This window comes from Betaproteobacteria bacterium (genome assembly GCA_016194905.1).
In the GTDB taxonomy this organism is placed as follows: Bacteria; Pseudomonadota; Gammaproteobacteria; order Burkholderiales; family JACQAP01; genus JACQAP01.
Genome location: JACQAP010000028.1, coordinates 151,538 through 169,719, shown reverse-complemented (window position 1 = coordinate 169,719; position 18,182 = coordinate 151,538). Strand labels below are relative to the sequence as shown.

Genomic DNA, 18,182 nt, shown 5'->3' with positions numbered 1-18,182 from the left:
GCGCGAAGATCAGAACTTCAGCAGTTTCTTGAGCGACTTCGCGCCTTCCTTGACCGTGTCGCCGACGCTCGGTTTGGACTCGGCCGCGGGTTTGGCTGCCGGTTCGGACTTCGCCTTGTCGTCAGCGACCTTCTTCTTCGCCAGATCGGCGCCGTACTTCTGGCAGACCTCTTTGTACGGCGAAGCCAGTACCGCGGTGTAATCCATGCCGGTGCAATTCTGCTGCGCGACCGCGCGGCCTTCCGCCGGGCAATTTTCAGAAACGAAAGGCCAGTCTTTCTTGTCCACCGCGGCCTTGCACAGCGGTGCGCTCAGCGTCGCCGGATCCGTGCCGCAGGCCTTCATGGCTTCGCGCCATTCCGGATACTTGCGACTGGCTTCCGAGAAACCCGCCAGGTCCCGCATCTGCTGTGCGACCTTGGCGGAGCGCGCACAGAAATCCGCTTTGCGATCCTTGCAATAAAGGGATTCCTCCGGCAGATTCGCGCCGCCGAAGATCATCAACGGCTGCAGGCTCTCGATCTGCTTGTCGCATTCCTTGGCGATCGCGGCTTTGCTCTGCGCCTGAACCGCATCGATCCTCTTGGCCGGATCTTCGTAAGTGCAATTGCCGATTTTCTTGCCGGAGATGGTCTGCGTCATATCCATGTCCCCTCCGGTCATCTTCATCGTGCCTTGGTAGCTGTCCCCGTTGTAGGTGACATCCCCCACGACAGTCATGGCGTTTGGCTTGGTGCAAACCATTTTCCAGGTGCTCTTGTTACCGGACTGCTTGGAGTCGACCATCTTGCAATCGCTGTCCCTGTCCCTGGCCACCGTTTTGGAAGGATCGCGATCGCCCTTGCCTTTGCAAACCTGCGAGGTGCGCGCCGGCATGGCCGGCATGCCGGGCATCTCCATTTTCATGGTGACTTCCCAAAGTTCATCGGGCCCCTCGGCAAACACGGTAGTGGCGGTGCAGCAAAGCGCAGCGAGGAAAGTTGCTATGGGCAGTGTTTTCATTTGGCGGTTTCCCGGACGAAAAAGTTGCGCAGATTCTTGCATATCCATGTTCTTGCATATCCATGGCCGGCTGCGAATAGCGCTTGCGACGCTGGACATTGCGAATCCGGATACTGTGCCGGACCGGCTGCAATGCGGCAAGAAAATCTTGCGGGATACGGCAAGCTGTATGCCGGCGTCAAAAAAAACGGGCGGGGAGATGCCCGCCCGAATTCCTGGCGTTCCTGCTTGCCGGTCATGCGGCTACTGCTTTTGCCCCGGCATCAACTGCAGAGCGCGGAACATCTCCTGCTGGATGACCGGCATGACATCCGCCATGTATACGCCCACCGTCCTCAGGCGCTGACGAGTTCGCCACGTGAGTAGTCCTCGAAAGCCTTCTGCACTTCCTCCCGCGTGTTCATCACGAACGGGCCGTAGCGCGCGATCGGTTCGCGGATCGGCTTGCCGTCGGCGAAGAGCAGTTTCGCGCCCGACTCGCCCGCTTCCAGTCTGACCCCACCGGCACCCACCAGCACGGCAAGAGATCCGCTCGCGATGTCGACGGGGCTGCCGTCTCGACCGGTGCCGCGCACCTCGCCTTCGTAGACATACACGAAGCAGGCATGCTCGTCCGGCACTTCGATCTCGAAGGCCGCATTCGCCTCGATCGCCACGTCGAGCAGGCGCACCGGAATCAGTGTGTCCGCCGCACCCTTCAAGCCGAAGCCTTCGCCGGCGATCACCCGCACGGTCGCTCCATTGTGTGATGCCGAGGTAATGCGCGAGGCCCTCACATCCTGGTAGCGTGGTGAAGTCATTTTCAGCTTGCCGGGCAGGTTCACCCAGAGCTGGAAACCGCGCAACCTGCCGTCGGCGCGCTCTGGCATTTCGGAATGGATGATACCGCTGCCCGCGGTCATCCATTGGACATCTCCGGCTTCGATCACGCCCTGGTTGCCCACCGAATCCGCGTGCTTCACCCGGCCTTCGAGCATGATCGTGACGGTTTCGAAGCCGCGGTGCGGATGCTCCGGAAATCCCGCTATCCAGGACTCCGGGTCGTCGGACCCGAATTCGTCGAGCATCAGGAAAGGATCGATCATATCCAGGGCGGGACTGCCGATCACGCGCTTGAGTTTCACGCCGGCGCCATCCGTGGCCGGCATGCCGGCGACTTTCTTGCCTATGTAACGCATCGTATTCTCCGCAAATAAGGGGTCTGACAGCAATCCGGCTTATGTGCGGCCGGACCGGCGGATTTTCAACTTGAAACGCCCGGCCGGCGAACTCGCACACGGCGGCTAAAGCTTGGCAGTTGACGCGCCGAAATACCAGGGAGAGCCGCCCCCTTACATTCCCGATCGAACCCGCAATGATGTTCCGGCGCCATGACCCTAGTTGAATTTCGCAATGCCTACTACCGCGGCTGGTTCGCCGCCCGCGCCCGCCGTCCTGCGCCGGAGCCCGACATGATCGAAGAGCATATCTTCATCGATATGGGTTTCGCGCAGGGCAAACTCAGCAGCGGGGGGCCACTCAAGCTGTGGAGCAAAAGCATCGAACCCGGGATGCCAGCCAAGCTGGACATCGAAGTCAGGCCGGACTACCCGGTATTCTCGACGCGTCCCGGGCAAGAGCCCTCGATGGCGGGCCGCGACGAGCACCGGCCGGCGCGCAAATACGCGGATGAAGAAGAGATAGTGCCGCCGGCCGAATCCGCCGCTGAAGCATTCACTAGCGGGGACGCCGATGTGGAAGACAAGGGAACACTTGAAGCGCAGCAGGAAAAACGCAATCCACAACTGCCGGAGAAAAAGCCGCAGTACAAGTTACCCAGCCGACCCGCCTACTCGTCCGGCAAGCGCAGGGCCGCGCGCTTTGCGCGCTAGGGGCTAGGGGCTAGGGGCTAGGGGCTAGGGGCTAGGGATTGGACCGTCTCAAACGAGAAGCTTCAAGAACTTCGACCTCGTTTCTGTCGTTTTGCTCAACAAATCATTGCATGGCATCGTGTAGGAACTACGTTTCTCCCTAGCCCTTAGTCCCTGCTTCTCCTCTAGCCTCTCGTTCCTTCCCTATCTCGTATCCCCGCCGTTGACCTTCTCCCTGATCGCATAGATCAGTGCGCGGATATACTTCATGGACGCCGCATCCGGCGATTTCCCGGCAAGCTTCCAACGCCTCGCCTCGTAGAACAAGCAGGTCCTGAGTTCAGTCAGCGAACCCGGTCGCTTTGCCTGCGCGACCTCGGCGCATTTCTCCACCGATCCCCAATACTTGAATCCATCGAAAGTCAGCGCAAACGGCTCGATGCGCGTCCAGACTTCCTTGAACGAGGGAATGTCGGCGGGAGTGAGTTCGGAATTTCCGACGTCCTGGGTCATGGCGATAGTCGCACGGCATTAGAATATTCTGCTTGCCGATGCAAGGATTGCGCCGGACACTTCATCTGCTTCATGGCAATCACAAAATCATCAAGGGTCCGCCTCCCTGTTGTCGCGACCCGACGACAACGCATGCACAAATGAGCCGCCAAGCGACTCACAGGACCTCCTGCAGGAATTGCAGGATCGCCACCTCGTCACGCCGCAGCGCCGGGATCGGCCGGCGGCGGCGATTCTGGCGTGGCGAAACGTTCGCGGACGGGCCCGGGACGAGCCCTTGCAAATAAGCATGGACCAGCGCGGGATGAACGTAGTACTTGCGGCACACTGAGCGCGTATTGCCGAGTCGCTCCGCGACTCCATCGATCGCACGAATGATGTTGCGTTTCGCCTCGCGTTGCGTGGACGCCGCACCCATCTCGCGCAGTTCCACGCCGGCGAGCATGGTGCCGCCCCAGGTGCGGAAGTCTTTCGCGGTGATATTGCGACCGCAGATTTCACGAAGATAGGCATTCACGTCGTCGGATGTGACCGTTTCCCGCTTGCCGGCACCATCCAGATACTGGAACAGCTCCTGGCCAGGCAAATCCTGGCAGCGTTGTACGACGCGCGCGATGCGCCGGTCGGTTACGGATACCGCGTGCTGCACGCCGCTCTTGCCACGGAAGCTGAAGCTCAGTCTGGAGCCGTTTACCTGCACGTGCTGCATGCGCAGCGTGGTCAGTCCGTAGGAGCGGTTCTCGCGCGCGTACTCGTCGTTACCGACGCGGATCAGCGTCTTGTCCAGCAACTGCACGACGGTGGCGAGGATCTGGCGCCGGCTGAGTTCCGGCGCGCGCAAATCGCGCTCCGCACGCTCGCGAATGGCGGGCAGCACTTCGCTCAACTCGAGCATGTGACGGAACTTCGACTGGTCGCGCGCATCGCGATAGCGCGCATGGTAACGGTACTGCTTTCTGCCGCGGGCGTCGCGCGCCGTGGCCTGGATGTGGCCTTTCGGATCGGGGCTGATCCAGACGTCGGTCCAGGCCGGGGGAATGACCAGAGAGTTGATGCGGCGGCGCTCGTCGGGATCGCTGATGCGCACACCGCCGGGCCCGAGGAAAGTCCAGCCCTTGCCTGCACGCCGCCGGGTAATGCCGGCCACGCCGTCGGTCACGTAGTTGAGTCCGGCACGGCTGGCCGCCTTGCGATGCTCGATAGTGCGCGATGAGGCGATCGGACGCTTCCTCCCGGGTTCCGGTGCCGCACACGATATGCCAAGGTCAACTCCGGTGGCAAGCGCGACAACTTCGCGCCCCCCGGATCCCGGACCTGCGGGCCTTGCGTGGCCTACTTGCCCAAGTTCAGGAACTGCTTGCGATAGCCCACGACCCGGACCAGGTATTGCCGGGTTTCTTCATGGGGCAGGCCGGTCCGCAGCTTCTCGTAGACGCCGGGGGGCTCGAGACCATTGATGCTGTTGACGGCCGCAACCTTGTCCCTGGAGAAGGCTTTCAGGACGTTCGACGGGCCGGTGTTGTACGCGGAAATCACGCAGTACTCGCGCGATGTCGCATTGGTCACGTAGTCGAGTTGTTTGGAAGACAGAACGCCGAGATAAGCCGTGCCGAGTTCGATGTTGTTTTCCGCGTCGAACAGATAGTCCTTCGTGGGCATTTCGTCGCGACTCTTGACGGTGCGATAGGCTTCACGCCCGCCGCTCGAAGGCACCAGTTGCATCATTCCGTACGCCGGCGCCGGACTCACGGCGAACGGATTGAAATTGCTCTCGGTGCGAATCACCGCGTAAACGAGGCTCGGGCTCACCTTGTACTGCGCGGCGTACTTGCTCACGATGTCCCGATACTTCTCGGCCTGTCTGTTCTGAAAGTTCGCCACCATCGCGACCGTGACGTACAGCGCATCCTTCGCGCCCTCCTGCACATCGACTTTCCGGGTCGTTGCCTGCTTCTCCAGCAGGTAGTCCGCGAAGCTCTCGGCTTGCGCCGGTGTCGCGATGGATTTCCCGCGCTGATCCTGCACCAGTCCCAGAAGATAAGGTTCCCTGGCACCGCTGAGGGTGACGGATTTGTCCGAAAACAGATCGACTGCCCGCGGATCATCCGGCGTCAGCAGCGTGGTCACGATTGCGTTCTTGAGGCTGCTCCGCGGGTCCTTGTCGTCCACCGTTTCCACGGTGACCGTGCCGGCGTCGAAGTCGACGATTGCGCGGCTCTTGTAGTTTTGCGTGTACTTGATGTAACTGGTACGGCTGGGCAGTTTCGTTTCCTTTTTCCCCCAGTTGCGGTTGACGTTGCCGGTAAGCACTGACACCAGATTGTCGTAGTCGCGCTTCAACCCGCGGAGGTCGCTGATCATGACCTGCGGGTCGCGTTCGTAGAGCTCGGCCCGGCGCTTGAGGCCCTCGCGGATGGCGGCCTCGCGATTGTCGGACTTGGCAATGTCGGCGATGGTTCTTGCCGTCGGGGTCCTGGCGACCGCGACGGCACGATCGGCGGAGTCCAGGGTCTTGTCGAACGACTGACAACCCGGCAGCAGTAGGCAGGCAACGCCGGTCAGGATGGCTTTTTTCATGCCGGCATTCTAGAGACATCGGCAATCCCTGCCCATAGCGAGCCGCAATCAAAATCAGCCGCCGATTTCCCTTAGGGAATCGCAACCTGTCTCACGGCTGATCCGGCGATGCAGACTTCTGTTTGCTGTACGTGTCGTAATCCTTGTTGGCCGTCTCCATGCATCAAGCCCGGTCAGCGCTTTCGAGGATCTTCTGGCACTCGTTCTGCCGCCAACCTGCTGCCGACTCGTATATCTGCCTGCCGCTGCAAGCAGCCAGAACAAGTGCTGAAACCAGGATTGCCAAGCTCGAGCGTGAAGCTGTGAATTTCATTCGCGTTCCTTTTCCCCGTTCCGGACACACCGAGAGCGTCGCTTTCATGCCTTTGCGCGGATCGGACCGATGGTCTTGCGCAGCAGGATTTCGGAGTGTCCGGCGATGATGAAGTCGGTCAATTCGCCGACCCGCTGGTAACCCGTCTTTGCGTAAAAGCGCTGCGCCTCCTGATTGAAGTCCGACACACAGATGAATACATTCGGTGTCTCGCGGAAAATGCGCTGCTCGGCGTGTTCGATGAGGGCTCTGCCGACACCGCGACCACGAAAATTGCGCGCCACCCCGAGGAGCTGAATGTAGCCGACGAACGCGCCCTGCATGCTGATCATCAGGAATCCGGCGGGCTCACCGGCCACTTTCGCCAGAAAACGCTCTTGCGAAGCGTTGCTCAGAAAATGAAGGCTGCGTTCATAGCCGGTGCCAAGCGTAACCCACGGCTCGGACCCGGCCATGATCCTCGCCGCCCATTCGGCGTCGGTCGTGGACTGGAATGGCTGGATTTCGGTTTTTGACATCGATTGCCGGCGATCAGTCAATCAAGGCAGGACACCAACGGCAGGAGAAAGTCATTCTTCCTTTATTCTATGCAGCGGGCCATAGCATGCATCGAGATTCGGATCCCGACATACGGCGTGTATCGACCTGGAGGAGTGAAACAGGATATAGACCGTATTCTCCTGGCCGGTGCTGTCTTCATCCGAATCTGCGCAGTCCTTTCCGCTGTAGTCTCTCACGATCTTCAGCACCATCTTGAAGAATCCGTTCTGATCCGGCGAAGAAGCGATCGAATAGGTGTTATCCGTTTTCTCGGTGCCGCTCTCCACATAGAGCGTGCCATCGGGCCGGTAGTCATAGACTTCCGTACAGGCGTTCTCGGCCCGGGTCCAGGTCCACTTGCCCACGATGTCTGACGATTCACCTCCAGCATGCGCAGATGAGGCCATGACAAAAACAACAGCAAGAAAAATTGCGGTTTTCATACGGCTCCTCGAAATTCGGTCTCGTAAAGTTTCAGGAACTCGTTGAGCTTGCCCATCTTCACATTGTAGGTGCGGTGATCGACGATCATGGTTTTCTCCTTACGAAAAATCCTGAACCACGGAGGACACGATTCAGGAACGCCGCGTCTTCCGCCTTCAGACTGGTTGCGGCCTGATGTCCCTGTACCGAGGGAATCTCGATGAACTGCGCGCCGGGTATCTTGGCGGCGGCGGCGCGAGCGGCTTCCGCGGGATTGAACAGATCGAGCGGCGGGGCGAGAACCAGCGTCTTTGCCTTGATCGAAGCCAGAGCGGCGTCGGTGTCGCCCTCGAAGCCCGTCGTTGTTCCCACGTCGTGCGCTTCGTAGGCCCACGACTGATACAGGTAATCGTGTGCATCGAAGCCGTTTGTGCGGTTTTGCGCGCGGATTTTTTCGAACCACAGATGCGCCTCGGCACAATCCGGCAGGAATTCCGCAAGCGCAGCCGGTGTCCGGCTCAACAACACCGTCATCAAACCGGTGTAGGCACGCCAGCCTTTCTCCGGTACGGCGCTGAAACCGTCGCCGGTCCAGGCCGTATCGGCCATCAGGCAGGAACGCGCCGTCTCGGTCACCAGCACCGCCCAGGGAGATGTTCTCGCCATCGGCGTCATCGCCACGCAGGCGTGCATGGTCAGCGGGTGACTCACCGCCCATTGCAGGGCCTGCATGCCGCCCATCGAGGCACCGATGACCGCCTGCAGGCGGGAAATTCCGAACTGCCGAGTCAACAGGCGGTACTGGCTCTCGACCATGTCGCGGATCGTAAAACGCGGGAAACGCATCCCCGGCTGGTGCTCGCTGTTCGATGGAGATGTCGAGAGACCGTTGGAGATTGGGTCGGCTGCGATAATGAAGCAATGCGCGGGATCGAGAGCCTTGCCCGGTCCGATCAGGAAATCGAGCCGGTGGTGGTTGCCGGTCAGAGAGATGCAGACCAGCACGGCATTCGATTTCTCGCGGTTGAGCTCGCCGTGGGTAACGTAGGATTGCCGGTAGTCGCATATGGTTTCGCCCGACTCCAGCTCGAAATCGCCAAGCTCCGCGATGCGGTGCTCCGCGTCGATCTGCCCAGTAGCCAGTGGCGGATGGTTAAACCGGATCATGCTGTCTACGCCCAACACAGAGGCACAGAGGAATGGATTTCTGTATCGATTTGAGCGATGTCACACCGAAATTCGATAGCTGCTCAGAGTTGCGGATTTCCAATTTCATTCGCTCTTTCTTTCTCCGTGTTCTCTGTGCTCTCTGTCTCTTAAGGTGAAACACTTACGGCTGAAGCTGCTGTGTTGGGTTTACACTTAGTCAAACATGACGACAGTGCGAATGCCTTCGCCGCGGGCGAGAGAGGCGAAGCCGTCGTTGATCTGATCCAGCCTGATGCGGTTCGTGATCAGCTCATCCAGTTTGAGCCTGCCCTTGAGATATTCATTGGCGATCCATGGGAAGTCGCGGCGGGGGCGCGCGTCGCCATAGCTGGAGCGCACGATGCGTTTCTCGCCCATCAGCGCACCCCAGCGGAAGCTGACGTCCTCGTTGACGTTGATCTTGCCGAGCCAGACGACTTGCCCGCCCGGGCGCACCGCTTCGACGGAGAATCGGAAAGTACTCTTGTTGCCGGCCGCTTCGAACACATAGTCCGCACCGCGACCGATGGTCAGCGCCTTGATCTGGTCCAGGGCGTTTCCAACCGAGCCGTCGACGGTATGCGTGGCGCCGAACTGCACGGCACGATCGAGCTTGGCTTTGCCCACGTCAACCGCGATGATCCTGCCGGCATCCGCGAGCTTCGCGCCCTGCAGGACGTTCAACCCGACCGCGCCGCAACCGATCACGACCACATTGGCTCCGGCCTCGACTTTCGCCTTGCGTACCGCTGCGCCAACGCCGGTCATCACCCCGCAGCCGATGATACAGGCGCGATCGAACGGGATCTCCCGCGGGATCGGGATCGCACCGGATTCGGGCACGACCGTATACTCCGCGTGCGTGGACGTCACCGAGTAATGATGGACCTGGTCGCCGTCTCGTTTCATGCGCGAACGTCCGTCGAGCAGAAAGCCTTTCGGCTGGTTGCGTGCGAAGGGCTCGCACAGGATAGGCAAATCGCGTTCACAGTAGAAACAGTGTCCGCAATGCGGATTCCAGGAACAGATGACGTGATCGCCGATTTTGACCTGCGTCACATCGCTTCCGACTGCCTCGACAAAGCCGGCCCCTTCATGGCCGAGCACGATCGGCAACGGATAAGCCAGCGATCCCTGGATGACTTCCAGATCGGTATGGCAAAGCCCGCTGGCCTTGACCTTGACCAGAACATCGGTCGGAGACAACGGCGCCATCTCGAGCGTGTCGAGCGTCATCGGCTCGTTGACTTTGTTCAGTACTGCTGCGCGAAACTTCATTCTCTCTCGCTCTCCACCTTTAGTTTGAGCCACGGGGGATTCTGTGGCTAACCGGCCTGGCTCCCGTCGTGGGCAAGGAGCAGGTCGAGCAGCTTTGGATGAAACGACAGACCGAGCAGTCGCTGCGCGAAGGCACCGGCGGCGATCTCGGACAGACTGGAAAGGCCGGAAGTCCAACTCCACGGACCGATGCTGAAAAGTCGTACCCGATGCCGCCGGCTCAACGGCGCGCTGCCGTGCGTACAGTCGAAGTGATGATAGAGCTCGTGTGCCAGAAATACCGGTGCCGTTCGGTGAATGCCGAGGCGGTCCTGGGCGCCTTGTTCCGAGACCAACCGGTCGAGCCGCCGGATCGCCGGCAGATAAAGCGTGATCGACGGCGAGCGCGTCCGATACTCGGCATGGACGATCGTGCTGCCGAATCCGGCCTCGTTTTCGCTGTGGATCACCGGCACATTGCAGCGCGCCGCGATGTTCATCGGATCCGACCCCCATAGATCGCGAGTCCGATCGGCCAGCGAGCGCCCGTCTTCGAGAGCGGTCTCGACCAGCGCGGCGCGGCGTTCAATTGGTATGCGCCGGTACTGCGGATCTTCACGCAACTGCAGCAGGCCCAGCGCCCACGGTGCGGCACTCCAGCCGGGGCCGGAATCCTTCACAGCCCGCGCGCTCCCTGCATGCTGATCAGCACGACCGGCGCCTCCGGCGGCAGGCCTTCGAGTTCGCCGCGGCTGATCGCGATTGCCTGGTCGAGTGCGGTGATGCCGGAAAGGTCGACGATGCGACGGCCCGCAACGACGAACATGTCCGGCGCAATGACGCTATCGCCGTTGTAGATCGTGACCGACTCCCACAGACTGCGCAGTTGCTGCAGGCCATCGGACGCGCTGGCCTGTCTCACGACGCCATCGCTGCGCTGGATGCGGATCACGCCTTCGCGATCAACGGCACGCACCGGGGTGCGGCGCGTGGTGAAAATGTGCCATTTGCGCTCTTTCACCTCCGCCTGGAACACGCGCACACCGTCGGTGGCCGCGGCAAGCTTGACGGTCTCGGTCGTCAGCCCCATCGATGTGGCCGCAATACCCGCCGCCTCTTCTTCGCTGACCTGCTTGCGCAGGTCCTGCGCGCGCATTTCCGAAGCACCCATGGCGGTGGCACGCACGCGCTGCATCTGCGGATCGACCTCGATGACGACTTCGACGTTCTCCGGCGCGGCGCCGAGCTTGACCGCGGCATCGAAGGCTTCGCGCTTGATGCGCTGAAGATCTTCCGGGCCTGGATTGGGAATCACGCGCTCGATGGTCTCGCGCACCAGTGCGAGCGCCACGCCGATGGAAGAAATCACTTCGGCGTCTCGCGAAATGTTGAAGTCGAGCTTCATGGTTTCGGCGACGAAGGGGATCAGCGATGCCGCGCCGCCGCCCTCGCCGACCAGCACGGCCTGGTCGCGGTCGAGCTTGTATTCTTCGACCAGGTCTTCGACGACGCCAGTGACCTTGGCCGCCGCTTTCACCAGCACACGACGCGCCGCTTCCTCGATGGTCGATCCGATGCGTTGTGCCAGGGGTGCAAACGCGCGGCGCGCCGATTCGGCATTGCCGTGCGCGTGCCAGCCGGGCTTCGCGTAGCCGAGAATATTGGCCGCGCAGGTGTTGGTGAGCGCATAACGCTCGCCGTTCGAACAGCGGATCGCGAGGTAATCGTCCGGATCGCCGTCCTTCGGCCGGAACAGTTCGATCCGCGGATCGACGATGTCTTCCGCCTTCGCGAACGCGGCGTAGTGCAGGCCGGCGATATGCGCGCTGCGCGGACCGACGTCATGGATGTCGTTGCCGCGCACGCGCACCATGCTGCCGCCGGCGATGCCGATCACGCGCACGTCCAGCGAATTGACGTAGGTGTCGTGGCCACCGACGCGCGCGTGCTTGATGGTCGGCCTGCCGTTGCGGATTACCCCGATGTTGGTGCTGGTGCCGCCGACCTCGAAATAGATACCATCGGAAACGCGCAAATACATCAGCGCGCCGGCCACGCTCGCTGCCGGCCCGGACAACATGGTCACCACCGGACGCCGGCGCATTTCCTGCACGTCCATCACGCCGCCGTCGCCGCGCATGATCATCAGCGGGGCGGCGATGCCAGCTTCGCGCACGGCCTCTTCGGTCATGTTCGCCGTGCCGATCATCTTCGGCAGGATGCTCGCGTTGATGACCGCGGTGCGAGTGCGCGTGGTCAGGCCGTAGAGTTTGGTGATTTCGTGGCCGCCGGTCACGGCCAGGCCGAGTTCCGTGGCAATGCGTATCACCAGTTCTTCGGCGCTCTGGTCATCCACGCCGAACGCGCTGCTGGCCACGACGACCTGCATGCCTTCATCTCGCAGGGCCTCCAGCGTCTGGCGCACCAGCGCTTCATCCAGCTTGTCGGTGGTGATGAAACGATGCGAAGGCCGCAGGAAGCGTCCCGGCGCGAGTTCGATGTCCTTGACGTTGCTTTGCCCGCGTGCCAGCACCGATTCGACACGGCTCGCCATGCCGATGACGCCGACGGCGGCAACATCGCCCTCCAGCAAGGCGTTGGTCGCCTGCGTGGTCGAGTGCGCCAGGAACACCACGTCCTTCGGGTCCACCTGCGAGCGCTCGAGCACGTTGCGGAAGACTTCCACCACGCCGGCCGCGACACCGCGCACGTCGCTGTGTGTGGTCAGCACGGAATAACGCCCGACGACTTCGAAGCCGGCGTTATCGATCAGCACCGCCTTGGTGAAAGTCCCGCCGACGTCGATGCCGATGCGGTAGGTTTTACGTTCACTCATCTATCGAGTCCACTCAGCCGAACATGTAGTAGCAGATCGCCGAAGTGATGACGACCATCAGGCATCCAAAGGGCAGCGCCGTTTTCAGGAACTGGCCGTGAGGTACCTTGGTATAACCGATGGTCCACAGCGTCCAGGAATTGGTCGGGTCGCAACTGCCCTGCATGACCGTCGGACCAAGCCATAGCGCGTACAGATACAACACGGGGATCTCGTTGTTGGACAGGATGATCGCCAGCAGCGCCGCGCCGGTGCCCACCACGACCAGCGGGCCGCGGTAGATGCTGCCAATGCCGCCCAGCACCGCGAAGAAGATTGCGGCGTGCAATGTGGTATGGGGCAGGATCGGATCGAAGATCGGCCGCAAGGCGCCCGCGATCTGGGGCATCTGTCCGGCCACGATGATCATGCCGCAGATCGTCCACAGCGCGGCGATGGTGGCGATGTCGGGAAAGGCGTCGTAGAAAGTCTTGTTGAACAGGTTCAGCGTGCCCTGGAAGCTGCGGCCTCTGGCGGTGAGTGCGAGGGCGAGCACGATAGATAACAGGAAAGTCGGGATGATCTGCCACTTGAACACCATGATCATGAACACCGGGAACACCGGCACCAGGTAGGTGTAGTAAGGCGTGCGCTTGCGCGCCACCGGAGCGGTCGTGTCCACCGAAGCGGCATGGCGAACGCCCAGCTTGCGCAGGTTGATCCAGATCATCAGCCAGGCAATGAGGATGTAGACCGCCATGCCGATGAAGAAATAAGTCAGCCAGGGTGCTTCGTACTTGATGCCGGGAAACAGCTTCTCGAACGTGCCGAACTGCACCAGGTTCACGAATGCGCCGGCACCCACGCCCATGGTGAACACCGGCGCGGCGACGCGCGCGGGAATTCCCTGGCTCAGCATGATCGGCAGCGCAATGACGCCGATGGCGATCGCCGCACCGACGCCGTACATCGAAGTGAACAGCAGCGCGGTGACCAGGTTGATAGTCATCGCCGTTACGATCGGCCGGTCGCCGGTCAGCTCCACCGCCGAGCGGATCACGCTCTCGGCAATGCCGGTCTGGATCAGTACCTGCGCGAACCAGGCACCGAATACGATAATGATGACTGCAGAGGCATAGGCCACTCCGCCGCCTTGCAGGATCTTGGCCTGGATATCGTTGATACCGATGCCTGCCAGCAGTGCCCAGACGATGGCGAGCAAGAGCAGCATGATGATCGGGCTCTGGCCGCGCACGATGGCGGCCACCACGATCAGGAACGCGACCAGGAGCAATATGCCGGTGAGCATTTCCTTTCCCCCTCTATTTTTATGATGTTTCCCAAGGCATGACCGCCCCTACATTAGTTATCGGCGTTGCGGCGGCGGGCTGGTTTGCCCTTCGATGGGTCAGTCCGGCGCGCCAGGCACGGCAGTGTAATGTTCGACGGCAGGAAAGGGATCGTAGAAATGGTGCAGCAACTGCTTCCATTTCTGGTAGCCGGACGAACCGCGAAATCCTATTGTGTGATCCTCCAGCTTGTCCCAACTGACCAGCAGGATGTAGCGATTGGCCGCTTCCATGCAACGGCGCAGTTCGTGCGAGCGGTAGCCGCCCATCGTCGAGATGATGCGCTGCGCCTGGCGAAATGCGTCCTCGAACTCGGCTTCGCGCCCGGGGATCACGTTCAGGATGGCGACCTCTAGGATCATAGGGGCTAGGGGCTAGGGGCTAGGGGCTAGGGATTGGAGACTTGCAGTTAGGGAAGTTGCGATTTTTTCACTGAAGCAAAATGAAATAGCATCAACCCCTAGCCCCTAGTCCCTGCATTTCCCCTAGCCCCTTGTTACACCTTGTCCGTTCCGCGGTAGAGGATCTTGTTCGCTTCCTCGGTGATGCGCTTGTGTTCGGCAACTTCCTGCGCGCCGAGATCGATGCGCGGCACGGGCTCGTAGTCGAAGTGATGATACTCATCTTTTCCACGCACCAGCGTGGCGTAATCTCTCGGCCCTTCGGTCTGGCGCACATAGGTCGGCACATAACGGATGGCGAGGCCCAGGCGGCGGTAGTGCGCGCGATTCGGCTCCGAGCCATGCACGATGCGCACATGATGCAGAGACATTTCACCGGGCTCGAGCGTCAGGTCCACGGCTTTGTCGCCCTGAACTTCCACCGCGACTTCCTGCCCGCGGGTCAGCAGATTGTTCTCGGCAAAGGTATCCCTGTGCGGCAACTGGTCCTTGAGATGGGTACCGGGCACGACGCGCATCGCGCCGTTGGGAAGGTCGCTCACCGTCAGCGCGACCCAGGCGGTCACGATGTCGGGATGCGAAAGACCCCAGTAGGTCGAGTCCTGATGCCAGGACACATAAGCCGGATCATTCGGCTCCTTGATGAAGAAACTGGTTCCCCAGACGAGCAGATTGGGGCCAAGGATGTCTTCGACCGTATCCAGAATCCGTGGATGCCGGATCAACTGGTTGGCCCACTTGAACACCATATGCGGCTTGTTGCGATACGGTGTCTTCATGATCAGGCCGCGATCGAATTCGAACGTCTCGATCTTCTCCCGGTACGCACCGGCCTCCGCCTTGGAAATCACACGCACAGGAAAGTGGTAACCGTTGCGTCTGAACGCTTCCACCTGCGCCTCCGTCAGGACCTTGTAAACCTCGCCGGCGGCGGCTTGCTGCGCGGTGCTCATGAATTTCTCCCGTTCAGGAAAAAAGTCGCAGAGGCCTTAAGCCTCCGCGACCGACTTGCTACTGCGCGAAGCTCAGGGAAGTTGATAACCCTTCTTCCCCACCCGGATCTTGTAGAGGCTCTTGCCCGAGGTCAGATACAACAGATTGGAGTCCGCCCCACGGCCGAAGCCGACATTGGTGGGCAGCTCTTTGCCGGTGGAAATATAAGCCAGCTCCTTGCCTTGCGCGTCCAGCACCTGCACGCCCGGACGATACTCGCAGCGCGAAGCCAGCCAGATGTTGCCTTCGGAATCGGCAACCATGCCATCCGGACCGCTGCACGGCTTGTCGCGCGCCGTGTAGTCGATCAGCACGCGGCGGTTGCTCAGGCTGCCGTCGGCGGCCACGTCATAGGCCTGCAACTGATGATGGCCCTGCAGCGGCTTCTCGCCTTCCTTCAGGTTCTGGAACTCGAACCAGCCGTTGTCGTTGCCGATGATATACAGCGTCTTCTGGTCGGGTGAAATCAGCACTCCGTTGCACTTGCCGCAGTCGGTCGCCACGCGCGTCACCGTGCCATCCGGATCCAGGCGGTATACCGCGAAGCCGTCCTGATAAATCGGCTCGTGACCGAGATAACGCGGATCGGAGAAATAGATGCGGCCCTTTTCGTCGATGGTAATGTCGTTCAGCGCATTGTAGGGTCGACCGTTGTATAACCCGGAGAGGATATAGGTCTTGCCTGTCTTCATGTCGGTCTTGACCAGCATGCGGCCGCCATAGTCCGCACCCAGCGCTGCGATCATGTTGCCCTCGCGGTCGAACTTGATGCCGTTCGACATGCCGCTCGGCGAACGGAAAATCGAGGATTCGCCGTTCTTCGGGTTGTACTTCCAGATATTGCCGGCCTGCAGATACTTGCCGGACGGGTCCTTGCAGAACTTGGTGAACGTGATGTCGCTGAAATAGATCATCCCGTCGTGACCCGCCGCGACCCCTTCGGTCAGCGCGCAACCGCCGTCGAATATGAGTTCGAGTCTGGCGCCGGCGGGAACCAAGGCGGGATCGCCGGTCGGGGCCGGGAACGTAGCCGGATCGGCCGCATACGCCGCCGTGGACATCGCGAGAAACGTGCCGAGAACGGCCGCGCCGCGTTTAATTGAATCGCGTTTGAACACATTCAGGGTTTCCATGCATCTCCTCCAAGAGATTCCCGAGTGTTTGCCACTCGTTTATGTGTATGACGGACGGTGCTGCCTCGTATGCCCCCTCACCCGACGCGAAGCATGCGGACCGTCGGCGCAGACCTCCCGGCAAGATTTCAACCGGTAACATATGTGCGGCCGCACACTAACCTTCGCGGCCCTTGTTCATATATAAAATCAGGTTTCAAATATAAAAACAGGAGGTCCGCTTGTCAATACGAAAATCGCCGGAAGAAGCGCGCTACTCCGCCCCCGCCCTTGAGAAGGGCCTGGACGTGCTCGAACTGCTGGCGGCCGAACCGCATGGGCTGAACCTGCAGGACATCGCGCGCCGCCTCGGTCGCTCGCCGAACGAGTTGTTCCGCATGCTCGACGTGCTGGTGCGTCGCGGCTTCCTGGCCCGCCAGCCCGACGCGACTTATTTGCTCACGCTGCGATTGTTCGAGCTGGCCCACCTGCATCCACCGGTGGATCGTCTGCTAGATTGTGCGATGCCGCACATGCAGGAACTCGCCCGCGGCACGGGCCAGTCGAACCATTTGTGCGTGCATCACGATGCGCGGCTCGTGGTTCTTGCGCGGGCCGAATCGCCGGAGCCGATGAGTTATTCGGTGCGCCAAGGTTCGCATTTTCCATTTCACGACGATCGCGTCTCGGCTCGCGTGATCACAGCCTTCCAGCAAGGCGCCCGGCGCGAACAGTTCCTCGGCGAGCTGGTTGGCACGGGTCGCAACCGCGATGCGCGCCGACGCAGCCTGGACAAGCGCCTGGAGGAAATCCGTAAACGCGGCTACGACGAGGGTCCGAGCGACACCGTCAGCGGTGTGGTGGACATCTGCTTTCCGATCTTCGATCACTTCGGCGCGGTCGCGTCGCTCAACATCGTCTACATGCGCCATCGCGATACCAAGCTGTCGGTGCCGGTAGCGCGCGAGAAGCTGCGCCAGAGCACTCACACAATTTCGAAGTCACTCGGATGGGCGGGGTCGAAGGACAGGGACGCCGACGATATTCGGGTTTTGCTGAGTACCGCCGCTACCCGACGACTTCCACCTGGGCGTTGAAGAAATAGCCGGCGCCGCGTTCGGTGCGGATCAGATTCGGACGGCTGGGGTCGGATTCGATCTTGCGGCGCAGCCGCAGGATCTGCACGTCGATGCTGCGGTCGAACACGTTCTCGTCGTTGCCGCGGCTCAGTTCGAGGAGTTGCTCGCGGCTGAGGATGCGTTCGGGAGCGCCCAGAAAAGCCGCCAGCAATGCAAATTCCGCATGGGTCAGTTCGACGCGCTCGCCCTCGTTCGAGGTGAGCCGTCGCGAACGCAAATCGAGCTCCCAGCCGCCGAAGCGGAAAGCCTGCGGGGCACGCCCTTCCATGTATGGAAACGGATGCGCCTGCGTTCGGCGCAGGATCGCACGGATGCGTGCGAGCAGTTCGCGCAGATTGAACGGTTTGGTCAGATAGTCGTCCGCGCCGAGCTCCAGGCTCATGATGCGGTCGACGTCGTCCTTGCGGCCGGTGACAATGATGATGGGGACGCTCGACGTCTCGCGCAGTTCGCGCGCGAGGTGCATGCCGTCCTCGGACGGCAGCTTCAGGTCGAGCAGGATCAGGTCGACGACCTCGTGCGCCATGGCATCGCGCATGGCGGCACCGTCGGCCGCGCCGGTCACGCGCATGTCGTAATCGTTCAGATAGTCGGCGACCATCTGACGCAGGTCGGCATCGTCATCGACTACCAGGATGTGTCGGGGGATACTCATGCCTGAAGAATAGGTTCTTTGTAGTGCTTGCGGCCTGCAACGACAGGCAAGATTA

At 61.1% G+C, this 18,182-nt stretch carries 18 protein-coding genes; 2 read left to right on the top strand and 16 right to left on the bottom strand.

Annotated elements, in window-relative coordinates; genetic code table 11:
• Positions 1–9: 9 nt before the first annotated feature.
• Entirely contained in the window at positions 10–1,002 is a 993-nt protein-coding gene (locus tag HY067_19160; GenBank protein MBI3530072.1) for a DUF3617 family protein, read from the bottom strand.
• A gap of 335 nt (positions 1,003–1,337) precedes the next feature.
• Entirely contained in the window at positions 1,338–2,180 is an 843-nt protein-coding gene (locus HY067_19155; protein MBI3530071.1) for a pirin family protein, read from the bottom strand.
• Positions 2,181–2,372: 192 nt separating this feature from the next.
• Here HY067_19155 and HY067_19150 point away from each other — a divergent pair, with 192 nt between their 5' ends.
• On the top strand, positions 2,373–2,873 hold the full coding sequence (locus HY067_19150; GenBank protein ID MBI3530070.1) for a hypothetical protein: 501 nt from the start codon (positions 2,373–2,375) through the stop codon (positions 2,871–2,873).
• A gap of 183 nt (positions 2,874–3,056) precedes the next feature.
• Here the strand turns inward: HY067_19150 and HY067_19145 are convergent, their stop codons facing one another.
• The 13 genes from HY067_19145 to HY067_19085 all read right to left on the bottom strand — a co-directional run bounded on the left by HY067_19145 (position 3,057) and on the right by HY067_19085 (position 16,354).
• Positions 3,057–3,365 carry a hypothetical protein gene (locus HY067_19145; protein MBI3530069.1) on the bottom strand — a complete coding sequence of 103 codons (309 nt, stop codon included), beginning with the start codon at positions 3,363–3,365 and terminating at the stop codon, positions 3,057–3,059.
• A 157-nt stretch (positions 3,366–3,522) separates the two neighbouring features.
• Entirely contained in the window at positions 3,523–4,566 is a 1,044-nt protein-coding gene (locus HY067_19140) for a DNA topoisomerase IB (GenBank protein ID MBI3530068.1), read from the bottom strand.
• Positions 4,567–4,697: 131 nt separating this feature from the next.
• Complete coding sequence (locus HY067_19135; GenBank protein ID MBI3530067.1) at positions 4,698–5,942, bottom strand: DUF3393 domain-containing protein; 1,245 nt, start codon at positions 5,940–5,942, stop codon at positions 4,698–4,700.
• Positions 5,943–6,299: 357 nt separating this feature from the next.
• On the bottom strand, positions 6,300–6,773 hold the full coding sequence (locus tag HY067_19130) for a GNAT family N-acetyltransferase (GenBank protein ID MBI3530066.1): 474 nt from the start codon (positions 6,771–6,773) through the stop codon (positions 6,300–6,302).
• Positions 6,774–6,824: 51 nt separating this feature from the next.
• The gene (locus HY067_19125) at positions 6,825–7,238 is read right to left on the bottom strand and encodes a hypothetical protein (GenBank protein MBI3530065.1); all 414 of its coding nucleotides are present in this window, start codon (positions 7,236–7,238) and stop codon (positions 6,825–6,827) included.
• 85 nt (positions 7,239–7,323) lie between these two features.
• On the bottom strand, positions 7,324–8,385 hold the full coding sequence (locus HY067_19120) for an alpha/beta fold hydrolase (protein MBI3530064.1): 1,062 nt from the start codon (positions 8,383–8,385) through the stop codon (positions 7,324–7,326).
• Between the two features lie 195 nt (positions 8,386–8,580).
• The gene (locus HY067_19115; protein MBI3530063.1) at positions 8,581–9,684 is read right to left on the bottom strand and encodes a Zn-dependent alcohol dehydrogenase; all 1,104 of its coding nucleotides are present in this window, start codon (positions 9,682–9,684) and stop codon (positions 8,581–8,583) included.
• 47 nt (positions 9,685–9,731) lie between these two features.
• The gene (locus HY067_19110) at positions 9,732–10,343 is read right to left on the bottom strand and encodes a hypothetical protein (protein ID MBI3530062.1); all 612 of its coding nucleotides are present in this window, start codon (positions 10,341–10,343) and stop codon (positions 9,732–9,734) included.
• Positions 10,340–12,499: a hydantoinase/oxoprolinase family protein gene (locus HY067_19105; GenBank protein MBI3530061.1), complete on the bottom strand. Its 2,160-nt coding sequence runs from the start codon at positions 12,497–12,499 to the stop codon at positions 10,340–10,342. The genes HY067_19110 and HY067_19105 overlap by 4 nt, the downstream gene beginning before the upstream one ends.
• A 13-nt stretch (positions 12,500–12,512) precedes the next feature.
• The gene (locus HY067_19100; GenBank protein MBI3530060.1) at positions 12,513–13,787 is read right to left on the bottom strand and encodes a hypothetical protein; all 1,275 of its coding nucleotides are present in this window, start codon (positions 13,785–13,787) and stop codon (positions 12,513–12,515) included.
• A 99-nt stretch (positions 13,788–13,886) separates the two neighbouring features.
• Complete coding sequence (locus HY067_19095) at positions 13,887–14,189, bottom strand: antibiotic biosynthesis monooxygenase (GenBank protein ID MBI3530059.1); 303 nt, start codon at positions 14,187–14,189, stop codon at positions 13,887–13,889.
• Between the two features lie 134 nt (positions 14,190–14,323).
• Positions 14,324–15,181 (bottom strand): phytanoyl-CoA dioxygenase family protein, encoded by an 858-nt coding sequence (locus HY067_19090; protein ID MBI3530058.1) that lies wholly within the window; start codon positions 15,179–15,181, stop codon positions 14,324–14,326.
• 72 nt (positions 15,182–15,253) lie between these two features.
• Positions 15,254–16,354, bottom strand: coding sequence for an SMP-30/gluconolactonase/LRE family protein (locus HY067_19085; GenBank protein ID MBI3530057.1), 1,101 nt, complete (start codon positions 16,352–16,354; stop codon positions 15,254–15,256).
• A 221-nt stretch (positions 16,355–16,575) separates the two neighbouring features.
• On the opposite strand from HY067_19085, the gene HY067_19080 reads away from it, so the two are divergent.
• A complete protein-coding gene (locus tag HY067_19080) occupies positions 16,576–17,430 on the top strand; it encodes an IclR family transcriptional regulator (GenBank protein ID MBI3530056.1) in 855 nt (284 codons plus the stop codon).
• Here the strand turns inward: HY067_19080 and HY067_19075 are convergent.
• Positions 17,402–18,127, bottom strand: coding sequence for a response regulator (locus HY067_19075; GenBank protein ID MBI3530055.1), 726 nt, complete (start codon positions 18,125–18,127; stop codon positions 17,402–17,404). The genes HY067_19080 and HY067_19075 overlap by 29 nt on opposite strands.
• Positions 18,128–18,182 lie beyond the last annotated feature (55 nt).

Coding starts and splice junctions, on each gene's coding strand:
- HY067_19150 (MBI3530070.1), top strand. CDS start 2,373: ATGACCCTAGTTGAATTTCGCAATGCCTACTACCGCGGCTGGTTCGCC.
- HY067_19145 (MBI3530069.1), bottom strand. CDS start 3,365: ATGACCCAGGACGTCGGAAATTCCGAACTCACTCCCGCCGACATTCCC.
- HY067_19095 (MBI3530059.1), bottom strand. CDS start 14,189: ATGATCCTAGAGGTCGCCATCCTGAACGTGATCCCCGGGCGCGAAGCC.
- HY067_19100 (MBI3530060.1), bottom strand. CDS start 13,787: ATGCTCACCGGCATATTGCTCCTGGTCGCGTTCCTGATCGTGGTGGCC.
- HY067_19120 (MBI3530064.1), bottom strand. CDS start 8,385: ATGATCCGGTTTAACCATCCGCCACTGGCTACTGGGCAGATCGACGCG.
- HY067_19125 (MBI3530065.1), bottom strand. CDS start 7,238: ATGAAAACCGCAATTTTTCTTGCTGTTGTTTTTGTCATGGCCTCATCT.
- HY067_19090 (MBI3530058.1), bottom strand. CDS start 15,181: ATGAGCACCGCGCAGCAAGCCGCCGCCGGCGAGGTTTACAAGGTCCTG.
- HY067_19085 (MBI3530057.1), bottom strand. CDS start 16,354: ATGGAAACCCTGAATGTGTTCAAACGCGATTCAATTAAACGCGGCGCG.
- HY067_19075 (MBI3530055.1), bottom strand. CDS start 18,127: ATGAGTATCCCCCGACACATCCTGGTAGTCGATGACGATGCCGACCTG.
- HY067_19160 (MBI3530072.1), bottom strand. CDS start 1,002: ATGAAAACACTGCCCATAGCAACTTTCCTCGCTGCGCTTTGCTGCACC.
- HY067_19130 (MBI3530066.1), bottom strand. CDS start 6,773: ATGTCAAAAACCGAAATCCAGCCATTCCAGTCCACGACCGACGCCGAA.
- HY067_19155 (MBI3530071.1), bottom strand. CDS start 2,180: ATGCGTTACATAGGCAAGAAAGTCGCCGGCATGCCGGCCACGGATGGC.
- HY067_19105 (MBI3530061.1), bottom strand. CDS start 12,499: ATGAGTGAACGTAAAACCTACCGCATCGGCATCGACGTCGGCGGGACT.
- HY067_19135 (MBI3530067.1), bottom strand. CDS start 5,942: ATGAAAAAAGCCATCCTGACCGGCGTTGCCTGCCTACTGCTGCCGGGT.
- HY067_19115 (MBI3530063.1), bottom strand. CDS start 9,684: ATGAAGTTTCGCGCAGCAGTACTGAACAAAGTCAACGAGCCGATGACG.